15 protein-coding genes and 2 tRNA genes are annotated in these 16569 nt (G+C 38.6%); 2 read left to right on the top strand and 15 right to left on the bottom strand.

Features of this window, described 5'->3' with window-relative positions; translation table 11 throughout:
- Positions 1-41 precede the first annotated feature (41 nt).
- The 4 genes from BHF68_RS06070 to rlmH form a co-directional block, all read right to left on the bottom strand.
- Complete coding sequence (locus BHF68_RS06070; protein ID WP_069642751.1) at positions 42-752, bottom strand: LutC/YkgG family protein; 711 nt, start codon at positions 750-752, stop codon at positions 42-44.
- Positions 752-2179, bottom strand: coding sequence for a LutB/LldF family L-lactate oxidation iron-sulfur protein (locus tag BHF68_RS06065; RefSeq protein WP_069642750.1), 1428 nt, complete (start codon positions 2177-2179; stop codon positions 752-754). The genes BHF68_RS06070 and BHF68_RS06065 overlap by 1 nt, the downstream gene beginning before the upstream one ends.
- 14 nt (positions 2180-2193) lie before the next feature.
- Positions 2194-2910 (bottom strand): (Fe-S)-binding protein, encoded by a 717-nt coding sequence (locus BHF68_RS06060; RefSeq protein ID WP_069642749.1) that lies wholly within the window; start codon positions 2908-2910, stop codon positions 2194-2196.
- A 152-nt stretch (positions 2911-3062) separates the two neighbouring features.
- Positions 3063-3542, bottom strand: coding sequence for a 23S rRNA (pseudouridine(1915)-N(3))-methyltransferase RlmH (rlmH, locus tag BHF68_RS06055; protein WP_069642748.1), 480 nt, complete (start codon positions 3540-3542; stop codon positions 3063-3065).
- Positions 3543-3682: 140 nt separating this feature from the next.
- Between rlmH and BHF68_RS06050 the strand changes: the two genes are divergently transcribed.
- Complete coding sequence (locus BHF68_RS06050; protein WP_069642747.1) at positions 3683-5653, top strand: LTA synthase family protein; 1971 nt, start codon at positions 3683-3685, stop codon at positions 5651-5653.
- Between the two features lie 63 nt (positions 5654-5716).
- Here BHF68_RS06050 and BHF68_RS06045 read toward each other — a convergent pair whose 3' ends face one another.
- Positions 5717-6925: a S1C family serine protease gene (locus tag BHF68_RS06045; protein ID WP_069642746.1), complete on the bottom strand. Its 1209-nt coding sequence runs from the start codon at positions 6923-6925 to the stop codon at positions 5717-5719.
- Positions 6926-7245: 320 nt separating this feature from the next.
- Here BHF68_RS06045 and BHF68_RS06040 point away from each other — a divergent pair, with 320 nt between their 5' ends.
- Positions 7246-7464, top strand: a complete 219-nt coding sequence (locus BHF68_RS06040) for a hypothetical protein (protein WP_069642745.1) — start codon at positions 7246-7248, stop codon at positions 7462-7464.
- A 2-nt stretch (positions 7465-7466) separates the two neighbouring features.
- On the opposite strand, the gene BHF68_RS06035 is transcribed toward BHF68_RS06040, so the two are convergent.
- The 10 genes from BHF68_RS06035 to BHF68_RS05990 form a co-directional block, all read right to left on the bottom strand.
- On the bottom strand, positions 7467-8267 hold the full coding sequence (locus BHF68_RS06035; RefSeq protein ID WP_069642744.1) for an MBL fold metallo-hydrolase: 801 nt from the start codon (positions 8265-8267) through the stop codon (positions 7467-7469).
- A gap of 30 nt (positions 8268-8297) precedes the next feature.
- Positions 8298-8933: a histidine phosphatase family protein gene (locus BHF68_RS06030; RefSeq protein WP_069642743.1), complete on the bottom strand. Its 636-nt coding sequence runs from the start codon at positions 8931-8933 to the stop codon at positions 8298-8300.
- Between the two features lie 163 nt (positions 8934-9096).
- Positions 9097-9909, bottom strand: coding sequence for a two-component system regulatory protein YycI (gene yycI, locus BHF68_RS06025; protein WP_069642742.1), 813 nt, complete (start codon positions 9907-9909; stop codon positions 9097-9099).
- 13 nt (positions 9910-9922) lie between these two features.
- Positions 9923-11182, bottom strand: coding sequence for a two-component system activity regulator YycH (yycH, locus tag BHF68_RS06020; protein ID WP_069642741.1), 1260 nt, complete (start codon positions 11180-11182; stop codon positions 9923-9925).
- Positions 11166-12965 (bottom strand): ATP-binding protein, encoded by a 1800-nt coding sequence (locus BHF68_RS06015; protein WP_069642740.1) that lies wholly within the window; start codon positions 12963-12965, stop codon positions 11166-11168. The genes yycH and BHF68_RS06015 overlap by 17 nt, the downstream gene beginning before the upstream one ends.
- 9 nt (positions 12966-12974) lie before the next feature.
- Positions 12975-13688, bottom strand: coding sequence for a response regulator YycF (yycF, locus tag BHF68_RS06010; RefSeq protein WP_069642965.1), 714 nt, complete (start codon positions 13686-13688; stop codon positions 12975-12977).
- Between the two features lie 150 nt (positions 13689-13838).
- On the bottom strand, positions 13839-14708 hold the full coding sequence (locus tag BHF68_RS06005) for a peptidase MA family metallohydrolase (RefSeq protein ID WP_069642739.1): 870 nt from the start codon (positions 14706-14708) through the stop codon (positions 13839-13841).
- Between the two features lie 180 nt (positions 14709-14888).
- Positions 14889-14965 (bottom strand) — tRNA-Asp (locus BHF68_RS06000).
- A gap of 5 nt (positions 14966-14970) precedes the next feature.
- Positions 14971-15046: transfer RNA gene (locus tag BHF68_RS05995), tRNA-Lys, on the bottom strand.
- 151 nt (positions 15047-15197) lie between these two features.
- A complete protein-coding gene (locus BHF68_RS05990) occupies positions 15198-16481 on the bottom strand; it encodes an adenylosuccinate synthase (protein WP_069642738.1) in 1284 nt (427 codons plus the stop codon).
- Positions 16482-16569 lie beyond the last annotated feature (88 nt).

The following is a 16569-nucleotide window of genomic DNA, read 5'->3' as shown; positions in this document are numbered from 1 at the left end:
CTTGTAAGAGACTGGTCTTCTAAAAAACGTTTGCTATATTTTTACAAATCAGAAACAATGAGGTATGTTAAACGGATAGGTCCATGTACGCCCCATACCTTGTTTAACTCAATGTCAGAGGAGCTACTTGAACCACAAATAAAGTTAATGGCTGCAGGATTTATTCCCTCTTTTGACATCTCATGAAGCTTTTGCATTGCTTGCGTTAAACGCGGAACAATTGTACTTTGCGGTACTATACATACATAATTTAAAGGCAAGAAGTTTGACGACCTTCCTTTTCCCAGCTTATCAATGACGGTGTAAGAAGCTGTTTCAGCAAGTGAAATATCACTAATACAGACGCCATAAGATGCTTCCAATGCTTTATCGACATTTTCACGGCCTTTTTTATCAGTCCAAACATATGCATCTTTCAACACTTCATTTAGGCCCCATTCTGCAAAACGCTCATCGTTCCATGCGATAATTGGCCCCGTTCCATGTTCAACTAGTTTCTCTGCTACTGTATTTGCAAGATCTTTTTTCTCGATAATTAAGGAATCAATCTTACCACCCGATCCAGCTTTGTTAACCTGGGCATTTTTATGGAATTCTTCAGCTAGTTGTGCTTGAGTATAGCCCTTATAAATTTCAAGATGAGGTTTGCTTGATAATCCAGGATGCACAACTTCTTTCGGCATTTCTCGACCTAGTATGTTTGAAAGGTTAGAAATAAATGACTCTCTATTTAAAATTTGTCCTTTTTTCATTATTTATTACCTCCTTTACTTCTAGAGGCATACCAATCTCTAAAACGTGTTTTCTCCAATGCTGGCATGTCACGTTTGTCAGTCCACCCTTTAAGAATACTGATACCTTTCTTAATTTTTCCATCTTCCATAAGTGGCTTTGTCATTAATGGAGCAATACCTGTTCCCAACTTATACATCCATGGACGACTGAACACCTTACCTGCTCCAGTCATACTCACACCCCAGAATGCAGAGTTCTTCTTGTCTTCCGCTAATACTCGCTTGTGCTCATGAATTAATGAATGTAACTTGATATTAGATGGACAAACCTCTGTACACGCCCCACAAAGTGAACACATATATGGAAGCTCTTCAAAGTCTTCATAGCCGGCAAGAAGTGGCGTCAAAACAACACCCAGTGGCCCAGAATAGATAGAATTATAAGAGTGGCCACCAACTTGTCGATATATTGGACAGATATTTAAACATGCTGCACAGCGCATACATTGCAATACTTCTTTAAATTGAGACTTCAATACTTTAGAACGTCCATTATCAACGATCACTACATGAAATTCTTTAGCACCATCCGCAGCGCCTTCTTCAGTAATGCCGTTTACAAATGTCGTATAGCTTGTGCTTTTTGCCCCTACTGCATTTCTAGCTAATAAGCTAATACAGATATCCGCATCTTCATAGGTAGCTAAGATCCGTTCCATCCCCATTACCGCTACCTGTAATTCAGGTGCTGATGTACATAGATCGATATTCCCTTCATTACTGATTAATGTAATCGCTCCTGATTCAGCGATAGCAAAATTACATCCGTAAATTCCCATGTCAGCCGTTAAGAATTCATTACGCAGTTGGGCACGAGCGAATGCAGCTAAATCTTCTGGAATATCTTTGCCAGAATATCCATTCTTGGCAAAAACATCGCGAATTTGCGTCTTGTTTAAATGTAAAGATGGCACTACCATATGTGAAGGTGGATTCCAATCATCTAATTGCAAAATGTATTCCGCTAGGTCAGTTTCTTTTACATCTACCCCTGCATCAATTAAATCATGGTTAAGTCCAATTTCTTCTGTAACCATCGATTTAGCTTTTACAACTTTTTTAACACCTTTTTCTATTGCTAGATTAGTAACATACTGAGAGGCTTCCTTTGCATCCTTTGCAAAAAATACGGTGCCTCCATTTTTGACAACATTTTCAGCGAATTGATTTAAGTAGAAATCTAAGTTTTCAATAGCGTGGGCACGAGCTTCTCCCGATAGTTTTTGCCACTCTTGGTAATTACCATCTCCCAATTGCGACAACACGTTAGCTCTGTTTTTATTAATTAAATCCTGGGCTTTCACCATTGCAGCACGCATAAAATCATCGTTTAGATTTTTTTCAAGGTTTTTCTTAAAGCTTTTGTCGTTAATTTTTATCCCCATTTTAACTCTCCTTTCTATTTAGAATTTAGTACTTCAGCAATGTGCATGACTTTGATATTTGATCCAATTCTACTTAAACGTCCACCTATATTCATTAGACAAGCGAAGTCTGCACCTATCAAATAATCAGGATTAGCTTCTTGGATATACCTTGCTTTTTCATCAGCAACCTCAGCTGAGATGTCCCCCATTTTAACAGAGAAGGTACCACCAAACCCGCAACACTTGTCCGAATTGTGGAAATCTACTAATTCTAAACCTTCTACTTTTGAAAGAAGTTGTAATGGCTGTTCTTTCACTTTTAAGAATCTAGCTGTATGGCAGTTGCTGTGGTATACAGCCTTTCCTGGTAATTTCGCAGAAAAGTCATTTATATTAATAACGTCTATTAAAAATTGAGATAGTTCATATGTTTTTGCTGCAACTTTCTCCGCTCTTTCTTTCCAATCTTTATCATCCGCTAGAACATGAGGATATTCTTTTACAAATGAAACACAAGAACCTGAAGGTGAAACAATTACTTCTGCATGTTCAAACGTTTCGATAAAGTGCTTGATTGTGCTTTTTGTTTTCTCTACGTATCCAGTGTTGTACATAGGTTGCCCACAGCATGTTTGATTCGTAGGATAATCGATCTCATGCCCCAAACTTTCTAGTAATTCAACAGTAGCTTTGCCGACATTCATTGCCATAAAATCGACAATACAGGTTGTGAATAATGTGACTTTCATTTCTTCTCTCTCCTTTATCCTATCTTTTTTATATTTTATTTATATCTATCTTCTATTATACTACGTTATTATTCGAAAAAAATAGTTTTTTTAGTGAATTCTGACTATGTGCCTCCTACTTTTTCTTGCATTGCTACTACTTGCATTTTGTGTCACTTATGATACGGTTCACCTTTATTTATCCTAAACGCCCGATATACCTGCTCGAGCAATATCAACCGCATAAGCTGATGGGGTAAGGTCATCTTCGAAAATGACAGCTTCTCGTCGGCTCTTTTTAATACATCATCACTTAACCCTAAGCTACCGCCAATAACCAATGTAATATGACTCTTGCCATAGGTGGCGAGCTTGTCCAGGTTTGCAGCTAGAGCTTCTGAGGACTGTTGTTTACCTTCGATTGCTAATGCAATACAGTGGCTGTCTGGTTTAATATTTCCTAATATCCGCTGTCCTTCCTTATCTTTAACCTGTACTTCCCCTGCTTCACTTAGGTTTTCAGGTGCTTTCTCGTCAGCTACTTCTATAATTTGAACCTTAGCATAGCTACTTAGTCGTTTCATATATTCATCGATACCTTGCTTGAGGTATTTTTCTTTTAGTTTTCCAACGACGACAATTGTTATCTGCATCGGTTTTCTCCTTTCAAAGCTGTATATATCTGTTAACTGTTGCTGTTATTTTTCTCATCATATATACGTATTATATCTAATTAACTGCATTTTGTGTGGTTGTATGTTAGAATCGGTATCTGAAAAGGGGGGACTATTTCATGAGTCGATTACCATTTTCAAATAATGTAAATTTATTAGTCTATTTTATGGGTACTTTGCTTTTTATGGAGTCGTTGTTGCGTTTTACTACTGTAGGGGGATTTCTGTCTATTGGGTTTCTGATATCAGTTGTATACTCAATAATTGTTGCTTTAATCTTCTTCATGGTAAGCAGCTTATTCGCTAGCCAAAAAGCTAACTACGTTACATCTGTAGTTCTATTAATCTTGGCTGCAATGATTTTCACTTCGCAATTTCTATATTATCAATTCTTCAGAACCTTCTATAGCGTTTACTCTATGACACAGTATTCTCAGGTGTTTGAATTTAGACAGGATATTGGTGCTTTTGTAATCCAGTATTTTCACTGGATACTATTATACTTTTTGCCTGTTTTTATTATCGTTGCTACGAGGAATCGTTGGTTTGTATTCATGCAATCAGCCATGAAGTTTCGAATTGCACTAGTTGCTGGTGTAGTCTTTCTTTACTTAATGAGCATAACAACAATTCACGCTGCTGGTAAAGGTGTTAATTCACCCTATGATTTGTATTTTAATAGCAGCAATCCTGCGCTATCAACGGATAGGCTTGGTATGATTACAACCATGCGATTAGACCTACAGAGGCTTGCAACAGGATGGACACCTCGCATAGATCCTGCAACTTTAAAAGTAGTTGCTGCAAATGGTAACAGTAACCCGAAAGATGATAATACTGAAGCAGAAATTGAAATAGAACGTTCATATAATGTTTTAGATATTGATTTTAACTCGCTCATTGAAAACGAATCTGATGAAGCCCTAAAAAGCATGCATCAATATTTTGCGAATGTAGAACCTACTGCTAAAAATGAGTACACAGGTATTTACGAAGGCTATAATCTAGTCTTAATTACAGCTGAGAGCTTTGCTCCTTACGCTGTCCATAAGGATGTGACACCTACCTTATATAAGCTTGTACATGAAGGCTATCATTTTACTGACTTTTATGTGCCGCTTTGGAATGTCAGTACTACCGATGGTGAATATGTAAAACTAACGGGGTTAATCCCTAAAAGTGGTGTTTGGAGCTTTTCTCAGTCTGCCAATAATGATTTGCCATTTGTTATGGGAAATCAGTTTAAATCTCTAGGGTATAACACTGTCGCATATCATAATCATACGTACACATATTATGACCGCGGAAACACACATCCAAATATGGGCTATGATTATTATGGGGTTGGTAGTGGCCTTGAGGTTACAGACGTCTGGCCTGCTTCAGATTTAGAGATGATGGAGCAATCAATACCTGATTATATAGATAAGCAACCATTTCATGCATATTATATGACAGTAAGCGGGCATATGCAGTATTCTTTCATTGGCAATAGTATGGCACATAAGAATAGACATTATGTCGAAGACTTGCCTTATAACGAACAGGGGCAGGCGTACCTAGCTACACAAATTGAGCTTGATAAGGCGTTACGTTATCTGTTAGATCAGTTAGAGGAAGCAGGTATAGCAGACAATACCTTAATTGTTTTAAGCTCAGACCATTATCCTTATGGGCTAAACGATGAAACTATAAATGAGCTTAATGGTCATACAGTAGAAGAGAATTTTGAATTACACAAAAGTCCATTGATTATCTACACAAAGGGTATGGAACCAAAGGTTATAGATAGACCCAGCTCAAGCCTAGATATAGTTCCTACGCTATCTAACTTATTTGGTCTGGAACATGATTCTAGGTTATTGATGGGGCGTGATATTTTTTCTGACTCGGACCCTTTAGTAATCTTTAATAATAGAAGCTTTATCACCGATAAAGGCAAATACAATGCTGTTACTAATGAATTTATTGCTAACGATGGACTCGAGGTTGATGAGGATTATATTGAAACGATGATGGCAATTGTAAACAGCAAATTTTATTTCTCAGCATTGATGCTTGACACTAATTATTATCAATATTTTGAATAGAAAAATGCTTGAGGTTGTAAAATTGTAACCTCAAGCATTTTCTTTTTACTTATTATTTTTGTTTTATGGTAGCTCTGGTAGTTCACCGAGGGTTATCTGTGTTTCTAATAACTGTGCACCTCGATAGTACACTATATTAATGGTATCGCCGACACGCTTACCATAAAGCACCTTTCTTAATGTAACGCTGTTGTCGATTGCTCTTCCTTGGATTTCTACGATTACATCATACATCTCTAAGCCTGCTTCTGCTGCAGGGCCAACTGGATTATCAGAAAGGATAACTCCTTCTCGTACAGGTACCTCAGGTCGATATTGCTCTGGAACTGTATTTAAGTCACGTGGAGCAATTCCTAAATATGGACGGATAACGCGCCCGTGCTCGATAAGGTCGTTAATTATAGGCTCTGCATCGTTGATGGGAATCGAAAAGCCAATGCCCTCTACACCTGCACGTGCAATTTTTGCACTGTTAATACCAATTAGTTCTCCATGGATATTTACCAAGGCTCCGCCACTATTACCAAAATTGATAGCAGCATCTGTTTGAATAACATTTACCTCGTATACTTTATTCCCGCCAATTCTTACTGGCAAGGCTCTCTGAGTAGCACTTATAACTCCTACGGTAACTGTTTGTGCGAATTCTAATCCCAGGGGATTTCCGATTGCGATTGCTGGTTCACCAGGTCTAAGGGCATCCGAATTACCAAAGGCAGCAATTGTCGTTACATGTCTAGCGTCAATTTCTAGTACAGCTAAATCCGTCAATTCATCAGAACCAACTAATCTAGCTTCTACTTGCTCGCCGTCTGCCAGTGTAACAGATAAACTCCTTGCTCCTTCAATTACGTGATGGTTCGTTACTATTAGTGCTCTGTTACCAGTCACCTCTATAATTACCCCAGAACCACTGCCTGCTTCATACTCTTGATGGTTGGAGAAAAATCCCTGTCCACCTTGAATATTTACTATACCAACAACTGCTGGTTTAACGCGGTCAACCGCATCCACTATTGCAGTAGTAACTTCTAGCTGCGTCTGCTGACGTTCTAACGGGTCACGGGTTTGAACTATTGGTGAATTCCCATAAAAATTCGCATTCTGCGCGCCGTTTATATCTATCACCCCTGCTTGTATCATTGATGGTACTAGCATTGCTACCGTACCGCCACCAATCAAGGACGCAATTAACACAAGTACAATTACCGTAAACCCACTGAAGCCTTTTTTACGACTTTTTCTTTCATGAAAATCTTCTTCATAGCTCATTTCTCAGCACTCCTTTGGTTACGACTATACTTAATATTCCCATCTATACCTATTAATTATACTGATAAACTATTTTCACATCAATAAATTGGCTGTTGACAAATATGTGACAGATGTGTGGTGTTTATTTGCATATTTTGCCGTGGACAGGCATACAGTGAATTAAGTAATTTTATAACCGTCACTGTAAGTTAGGTATAAGTTCTTGCCGTTGGTCTATACTTCTAATACTACGTAAAATTAGCGTGACTTATTCACACTGTGTATAAGCTCATACGCACTATGTTTCTTTATTAAATGTTTAAGGAGGTTGATTTTTCATGAGTGGTTCAAGTGAAACTAGAAAGCTTTTTGAGATTTACGGTCAATTAGCCGATTTAAAGGAGGTTGATTATAAAAACACGTTAGTCATTACCGCAATCATTGAATTGTTAGTAGAAAAGGGTATTATAAATCGTTCTGATATAATAGAAAAAGCCCAAGAATTAGATCTTGAGCAGGATAATTTAATCCTTCGCCAGCGCTTAGACGTTCAATAGTACTAGCGCCGTTTAACCGCACGAAGCTTAGTTGGCTTGTCTGGGTATGTAACCTCTAGGTCGAACTCTTGTCCAACTTTAAATTGTTCTTCTTCTAGAATTGATTTGACAGTTAGGTGCGCAAGCTGTGGAAGATTGTTCTCTTTACTTAAGTGCGCTAGATGTATACATTTAGTGTTCGCAGAAATAATCTCCGTTAACAACTCCCCTGCCGCTTCATTAGATAGATGGCCATGGTCGCTTAGAATTCGTTGTTTTAGATGCCAGGGATACGGTCCTACCCGCAGCATGTCTATGTCATGATTTGCTTCAATTATTATTGCATCGGAATCCATTAGAAAGCCCTTAATTTTGTCGTTCACATAACCCATATCAGTACCGATAGACAGCTTGGTATTGCCACAAAGGACGCAATAGCCTACAGGTTCATTGCTGTCATGGGATATAGGAAAGGATTTAACTGCTAGATTGCCTATTTCTATTTGATCATTTGTAGTAAAGCGTTCATAAAAACCCGCTTTGATCTCTCCTATTGACCTTTCCATACCGTCCCATGTTCGCTGATTTGCAAAAACAGGCACCTTATACCTTCTAGATAATACTCCTACACCTTTAACATGATCCTGATGCTCATGGGTAACAAAAATTCCACTAAGACTGTCAGCACTTACACCGATCTCTGCCATAGCTGCTTCTATCTGGCGCCCACTTAAGCCCGCGTCAATTAAAATTGTAGCCTTGTCTGATTGTACTAAAATTGCATTTCCTGAACTCCCGCTTGCTAGGACGCTATATTGAACCATGGTTTATCCTTTCCCTCTTCCTGCATTTACTTACTTGAACACATCGTCGTATCCCTTCATGCCACTTAAATGGTTGGTATCATTGAATAACCGCACCTTTGGCTTACGATTATGTGTAAAATCTATTATTGTAACGGACGTATTTACAAATGTAAACGCCCATATCGTTTCCTCTTTAACCTTTAGAATCCTAGTCATTAAAGCATTTAAAAATCGCCCATGACTGACTACTAATACCCGCTTACCCATGTGCTTTTTAATTAATAGCTGAAATGCTTGGTCAGCACGCTTTAGAAATTCTGAATAAACTTCCTTCTCGGGAATATCGACCATACCCCAGTCTTCAACATTTTTCTTAACTACGTGCGGGTAGTGAAACTCCGCATCCTCTAATGTTAGCCCATCGAAAACACCCCAGCTATACTCGCGAAAAAGTCGATTTTGCTGCACCTGTTTGCCATGTGGCTTAGCAATTACTTCTGCCGTCGTCACAGCCCGCCCTAGGTCACTAGCATAAAAACAATCTATCGGCGTATTCTCTAAACGCTCGGATACCCGTCTAGCCTGTTCTTCACCAATATCTGATAGCGGAAAATCTTTATGTCCTTGAAACCTCCGTTCGGCATTGGCAACGGTTTGCCCATGTCTTACTAGATATAGTCTCACTTGTCTCCTCCTATCTATCACAAATGTATAACTTAATAGCTCAATATACTATTAATTTTATTACTGAGCCTACTATTAAAATATTATTATAATATTCAAAATCTGTGCCTACACAATATCATAATATTATGGTTAACATTATACAAGTCCTGTGAACACCATATCACTCGTTATGCTCCTGTAATCCTTCTAACTCACCAGTAAATGCGTTAATATAAAATTCTTCTCCCGTTGATAGGATAATTCCCCATACAGGGGGTAACAACCAGGAATCCGATTCTGTAAAACGGCTATAGTATCCTAGCTCTATCTTTTCTATGGTAGCTGGGTGTGATTCAATTTCACCAGTAATCCTACGCAATGCAGTTGCTGCCGTTAAAATAGGTCGCACCGTGTCCTCTGCCTCTATGTTTCCTGCAAATTTCTGGCGCCAGCTGGTGATTTTGTTCTCCTCTACGTATGCCGTCGCTGTTATACCAAATAACGGATAGTCCATAAAATATTGCAGGTAAACAATATGTCCATTTCCATTTTCTATGGATGAGAAATGTGGTCGGTAGCTCGCTCCTTCAAATAACAGCTTTCTAGGAAGCTCTGTGTAGCTATGACTAGAAACGTCGTATGCAAAGCTGTCATTTGCATCCTGCTTAATCCATTGGTATTCTATGTGATTGTCTTCAATAATTCTAACTATTAACTGATTATTTTCTACATCAATAGCATCCCTAATCTCGGATACAGAGTGTGATTCACGATTAATCCGCAAAAAAGGACGATCTCTAATATCAGTTGGTATTGGCTGATTGAGATAGATTTGATTATCAGCCAGTAATTGCTCAACCTCATTAATCTCTTCTAGAATCAGCAATGAGTAATCAGTATTAATCTGCTGCTTTAAATATAGCTGATACACCAGAATAGCATTAAGTACTAAAAATGCAATGATAAGTATTGTCTTAGCTCTAGCTAAATCCATATTATCCTACCACCTAAATTCGGATTTCTTGCCCCGTAACAGCATCAAAGACGTTCCTTGTTACACTTCCATGCGTGAGCACCCATACCGGGCGCAGTTGAATAGTCTCTTCATCAACATTGACAGGGTAATAGCCTAAGTAGATATCATGCGTATTATCTGAGATATCAATTCGCCGTTCAATTATAGTTTTAATATCTTCGGCACTTATGACATTTACAACGCTCCGCTCTAGCTCTTGGCCTAAGTAGATGGAGGCATGGTTCATTCTAATAACACGATTATTCTTCATTTTTAAGCTAATCTCTGAGATAGCTAGCTCCCGTGTTGATAGTATTGGATAGCCATTGTACTGCTGCTGAAACACTAACGTATATTCATTATTCTCTCGAGATACTTCTATGGCCTGGGCAAGAATATAGTTACCAACTAGGCTGTGGTGTCTGTTTAAGAACTTAATCGCTTCCTGGACCATTGTCGCAAAGTCTACCTCTCGATAGCGATACTCTGCTGTCGGATCGGTGTAGTCTAATGTCTGCAGTCTATGATTTATTCGTAGGCCTCTACTACCGTCAGTATATATAACGGACTGTCCAACCTCCTCAATTTGCCTGATAGCAGTCGGATCAGGGAATAACGAGTTGCTCAGCTCCGTAACACGGATTGTTTGCTTGGCAAAATCCGTAGCCTGTAATCTTTGAGCGGCTGTGCTAGAAGCTAAATTAATAATTTCAGCCAAGCGTCCCTCTGTAATATTTGTGTTTGCAATATATATCTGGCTACCTTCGAACAATATACGAGAACGGTCTTCATCATTATCATAGAATAAAGTTACCTTATGAACTAATGTATCTAGCTTATTTAGCTCATTACTGTCAATTCGAAATACTAGACCTAAATATTCTACTGGCATTTTATTAAAGAAACGCATTTCTATTGCTCGGTTAGACGTTATACCATCTAATTGATATGCTTCTTCCACCAGCTCGACATTAGTTATATTTAAGCTTTTTATGCGATCGTAAATAGTATTAAAAACATTGCTACTTGGATGTACTCTACTGTACTCTACACCTTCTTCAATGGCTACAAACTCCCTAGGTATTACAATATCATCTAGGTTATATTGTGTTGATGATGTCTGTGTTTGCTCAATATTCATTACCGTTAATAGAGGAGCATAGCTAGGAGCTGAATACCATAGCATGCTTGACATTAAAATACTTGTGATTACTAATATTGATAGAATTCCTGTTTTAATCTGCTCTATCATGCAACCCCTCCTCATGTAAAGGTAAGGTGAATTTAACAGTTGTTCCTTCATCAACTTTACTTTGAATCTCTATAAGCCCATTATGCGCTAGAATGATTTGTTTAGATATCGATAGTCCTAAACCTGTGCCTCCAAAATCTCTGGAGCGTGCTTTGTCTACTCGATAAAAGCGTTCAAATACCCTTTGGGTATCCTTTGGCGGTATACCAATTCCCGTATCCTTTACTCGCACTTGGACATATCTTTTCCCTTTACTCCAGATAATTTCATTTTCTATTTTAACGACTCCACCACTACTTGTATATTTGACAGCATTAGATAATAGGTTGTTAAGGACTTGGTCTATTCGATCTCTATCTACTAATACAACCACTTCTGATTTAATCAAGGATAGGTTTCCCTCTATACCTTTATTATTAAATTGCACGTGAAAACGGTCAAACACATCCTCGATTACTTCATTCAAGTCTAATACTCTGAAGTTCCAGCTAATGTTTTTAGCATCTAACTGTGATAGCTCCAATAAATCCGTAACTAGTCGTATCATCCGTTCAGTCTCATTCTGGATAACTCCAGTAAATCTTTGTCTAATTTCTGGATCGCTGTCTGCCCCTTCCACAAGCGCTTCTACATAGCTGCGGATTGTTGTAAGTGGTGTTCGAAGCTCGTGGGATACGTTTGCTACAAATTCCCGGCGCTGTTGATCTAATTGTTCTCTTTCTGTAATATCGTGTAGGATGACTAGCATTCCATAGGCTGCTGTCTCCGTAGTTTTGAGCGGACTTACGACAACCTGATATAATGAAGTCTTATGATTAATAATTGTTTGAAAGGCCGTGCGTTCTTTTAAATCAAACCAATCCTTTTTAAGTTCATCAATTTCTAGAATATCAAGGATATTTTTAATCATAGCCTTTTCTTCTGATATGCCAATCATTTGCTGAGCAGTTGGGTTAATCAGAAGAATTTTGCCATCGGAGCTTGTGGCGATTACACCGTCACTCATATTGTTCAAAATAGCTTCAAGCCGCTGCTTTTCTTTTTTATTATCCTCTAAGGCGCTCTTCAGTCGTAGGGTCAATTGATTAAACGCTAAGCCTAACTTACCTATCTCATCATCACTATAAATCGTAACCTGCTGATTAAAATCACCGTTAGCCATATCAGTGGCTTTGCCCGTTAACTCTACAAGCGGCGTCGTAATCGTTCGAGCAAGAATGATGACTAATGCTGACGATATTACTAGCACTAAGACCGTTGCTGTAGATATCAGCGTATTAACTTCCTTAAGTGTGTTATAGATTGGCTCTAATGAAGATGTAATATATACAGCTCCAACAATTTCGTTTTGTGCACGTATAGGTGTGGCAAAGATTTTAACACGAAAGCCTGTCTCTGGCTCTGATCGAATCGCTTCCCCTCTTGCACCTAAAAGAGCTCTCGTAACCTCAAGCTGAACGTTTCTCTGTCCTATATACTGTGAGCCACTTGAATCGCTAATGATTATTGCATTAGCATCTATTATCTGAATATCAGCACGTATCTGTTTTGCGAAATCTCTAACCAGTGTATCTAAGTCCCGGTTCTCTTGTTGTTCTCCTTCTATAAAGTAGCGCTCCAAAAAATCAGCCAAAACATTTGCCTGAGAGTAGATATTCTCTGAGTGATTACGTAGATGGTAATCTTCTAAGGATTTCATAAAATATAAGCCGATGAGCTGCATTGCAAATAAAATCATTAGCAAATAAACAACCATCAGCTTCCAGCGTATGCTTTTAAACATTTTCTCACCTTATATACTGTCTTTTTTTTGCTCAGGAGATTGGAGCTTATAGCCAATTCCTCGCTTGGTAATTACATAGTCAGGGTTGCTCGGATCTGTTTCAACTTTTTCCCGCAATCGCCTTACAGTAACATCAACGGTACGCACATCGCCAAAGTAGTCATAGCCCCAAACTGATTGCAATAGATGCTCTCTAGTGAAGACCTGTCCTTTATGCTTCGCTAAGTATGTTAAAAGTTCAAACTCCCTATGTGTTAGCTCGATTACCTGCTGCTTCTTCTTAACCTGATACATAGATAAATCTATTACGAGGTCTGCTATTTGTAGTATATTAGCTGCATTGCTGCTACCATTTCCCTGGTAGCGACGTAGATTTGCCTTCACTCTAGCAAGTAACTCACGCGTGCTGTAAGGCTTAGTGATATAATCGTCCGCGCCTAATTCTAGCCCGAGCACCTTATCAACCTCTGCGTCTTTAGCTGTTAACATGATGATTGGCAGACTACTAACCTGTCTTACTTCTTTGCAGACCTGAAATCCGTCCTTCTCTGGTAGCATAATGTCTAAAAGCACCAAATCATACTGGGTCGCCTTAAGCTTGCTCAATGCGGAAGCACCATCATAGCTAACATCAACCTGATAGCCCTCTTTCTCCAGCGAAAACTTCAGTATATCTGCAATTGGTTTCTCATCATCTACTACTAATATATGAGCCACTATAATCCTCTCCAATCTAATTAATACAATTTCCAAGTCTATACCTTAATAAGCCTGCTAGTTCATTACAATCAATTTATTAGATACCTACGTTTAATTTCTCTATTAAAGTATAAAACCCTGCAAGCAATGTTTACATTTCCATGACTTTTTAATCTATCGCAGCTTGTTCGCAACCACATGCTGCTCCCACTCCTGCCATACGTCACTAATATCTATACCATATACTTGGGCAAAAGCCTGTTCAAATAGAAACCTATTCTCTATTTTGCCCATGAAATCCCAATACTTTTCTTCGCCATATTTATCAATTTGATATTTAAGAAACATAAATCCTTGGCGATAAGAAAGTGCTTGGTTTGGCAGGTTGTCGAAGTCTCTTTGCATTTCTTGATAGCTATAGAGCTGTTGATTGAGTCTTCCATAGGGTTCTATCCACTCAAAGCCTTGATACAGATATTCTTCATATTGTGCTACAGCTTCGTTGTACCAACGCGGTACATTGTTATGGTATTTATGATCAATGATAAAGTGTGTGTATTCGTGGGCAATTGGACCAATTTTAAGATATTTATCTGTTAATTGTTCAATAGAGTCAGCATCAACCCACAGGGAAGGAGCTAAAAGGTATATGCGCTTGCCATAGTATACTCCTACAGCACTAGCACTTTCTCCCCAGCCAAAAAACTCACGCATCTCTTCTCTCGTTGGCTTAATGACAATATTTACAGGCTTATTATAATGAAATTGATAGCGGTCATCGAGGGATTTTCTTATGTCTGTTGCAATTTCAAGAACCATTTCTATTTCTTCTTCATCTACACTATGATACCGAATAACTACTAGTTCGTTCTCAATTACGCTCCAATCGCTCAGGCTATTCATATTAGCTACATCAATAGCAGACCTTATAACAGGTTGTGCATATGTTGTTAAGTTAACTTGATTGTTAAAATATAAAGCTATAAGACTAATAAACAACAGCAACGGCGTGGCAACAACTAAGATGACTTTCATTATACGCATAGCCACTTCTTCCTCTCTAATTAGCTAATTATCTATATCAATGCCTTATGCCAGTCTACACTTCATTATAGCATATCGTATATATGTTATTGCTTGTTATTATTTACTAGAAAGCGCCGTCACTGCTTTGCTATAAATAAAGAAGCTTCAGAAATCAATGATTTCTAAAGCTTCTTTATTTGGCGGAGCTGACGGGATTCGAACCCGCGATCTCCTGCGTGACAGGCAGGCATGTTAGGCCTCTACACCACAGCTCCGCAGATGGTGAGCCATACTGGATTCGAACCAGTGACACCCTGATTAAAAGTCAGGTGCTCTACCAACTGAGCTAATGGCTCACATTAGAGTGAGTAATCTTGTATTGCTTTTTTGACGACAAAAACTACTATAGCATGAATTAAAGTTAATTGCAATGTTTTTTTTGATTATTGCTTACAGGAAAATTTAGTGTATTAATATAGCTAGGGCAGTCAGAAGACTGCCCTAGTATTAAAATATTTCTTTTAACTGTATTGTCTGAACTCGGTTTGGTCCTACCGAGAAGATTGCAATCGGAATTTTGATAAGCTCTTCAACTTTTCTTAAGTAGTTCTGTGCGTTTACTGGTAGCTCCTCAAAGCTTGTTACTCCAGTAATATCTTCCGACCAGCCTGGCATTTCTTCATAGATTGGTTTACATTCTGCAAGCACCTTTAAGCTTGATGGATAGCTTGTGATAACTTCGCCTTTATACTCGTATGCTTTACAAATCTTGACTGTTTCAAGACCCGTTAGCACATCTATAGAGTTAAGTGATAGGCCTGTAATACCGCTTACGCGGCGAGAATGGCGTAATACTACGCTGTCAAACCAACCGACACGGCGTGGTCTACCAGTTGTTGTTCCATACTCTTTACCAACCTCACGAATTCTATCACCAATCGGATTGTTCTGTTCTGTTGGAAATGGACCGTCACCCACACGTGTTGTATATGCCTTAGCTACACCAATTACCTGGTGAATCTTTGTTGGCCCTACTCCTGAACCTATACATACTCCGCCAGCTGTAGGGTTTGAGGACGTAACAAATGGATATGTTCCTTGGTCAATATCTAACATAACCCCTTGTGCACCTTCGAATAGTACTTTTTCTTCAGCATCAATAGCGTCATTTAAAACAACACTTGTATCAGTTACATATTGACGAAGTTCTTCAGCATAGCCTAGGTATTCTTCTAGGACACTTTCAACTGAGAATCCTTCAGTGTTGTAAACTTTCTCCAGCAATGGATTCTTCTCTGCTAAATTACGTTCTAGCTTTTCTTTAAATGTATCAGCGTCTAATAGGTCAACTATTCGAATACCAACACGGGCTACCTTATCCATATAGGCAGGTCCAATACCCTTTTTAGTTGTTCCAATCTTGTTATCGCCTTTACGCAGCTCATCCATCTCATCAAGCTTTATATGGTATGGCATGATAACATGTGCACGATCACTAATGCGTAAGTTATTTGTCGTGAATCCTAGGTCATGCAAATAAGCTAATTCTTTAATTAATACTTTAGGGTCAATTACTACACCATTACCAATAACACAGGTTTTTTCTGAATAGAAAATCCCAGAAGGAATGATATGTAATTTATATTTGTTTTCACCGATGCAAATCGTATGACCTGCATTATTACCACCTTGGTATCTGGCAACGACGTTAGCCTTTTCTGCTAAATAGTCTGTGATTTTTCCTTTTCCTTCGTCGCCCCATTGAGTACCAACAACTACTACTGTCGCCATTGGCGAACACCTCCAACATACTGGTTTTAGTACAACCACCGTTCCTAGTTTAGCATTGGAAATTACTGCTGTCAATGTGGAAATCCGA

It is taken from the genome of Desulfuribacillus alkaliarsenatis, from assembly GCF_001730225.1.
In the GTDB taxonomy this organism is placed as follows: domain Bacteria; phylum Bacillota; class Bacilli; order Desulfuribacillales; family Desulfuribacillaceae; genus Desulfuribacillus; species Desulfuribacillus alkaliarsenatis.
This window is presented reverse-complemented; position numbering and strand designations above follow the sequence as displayed.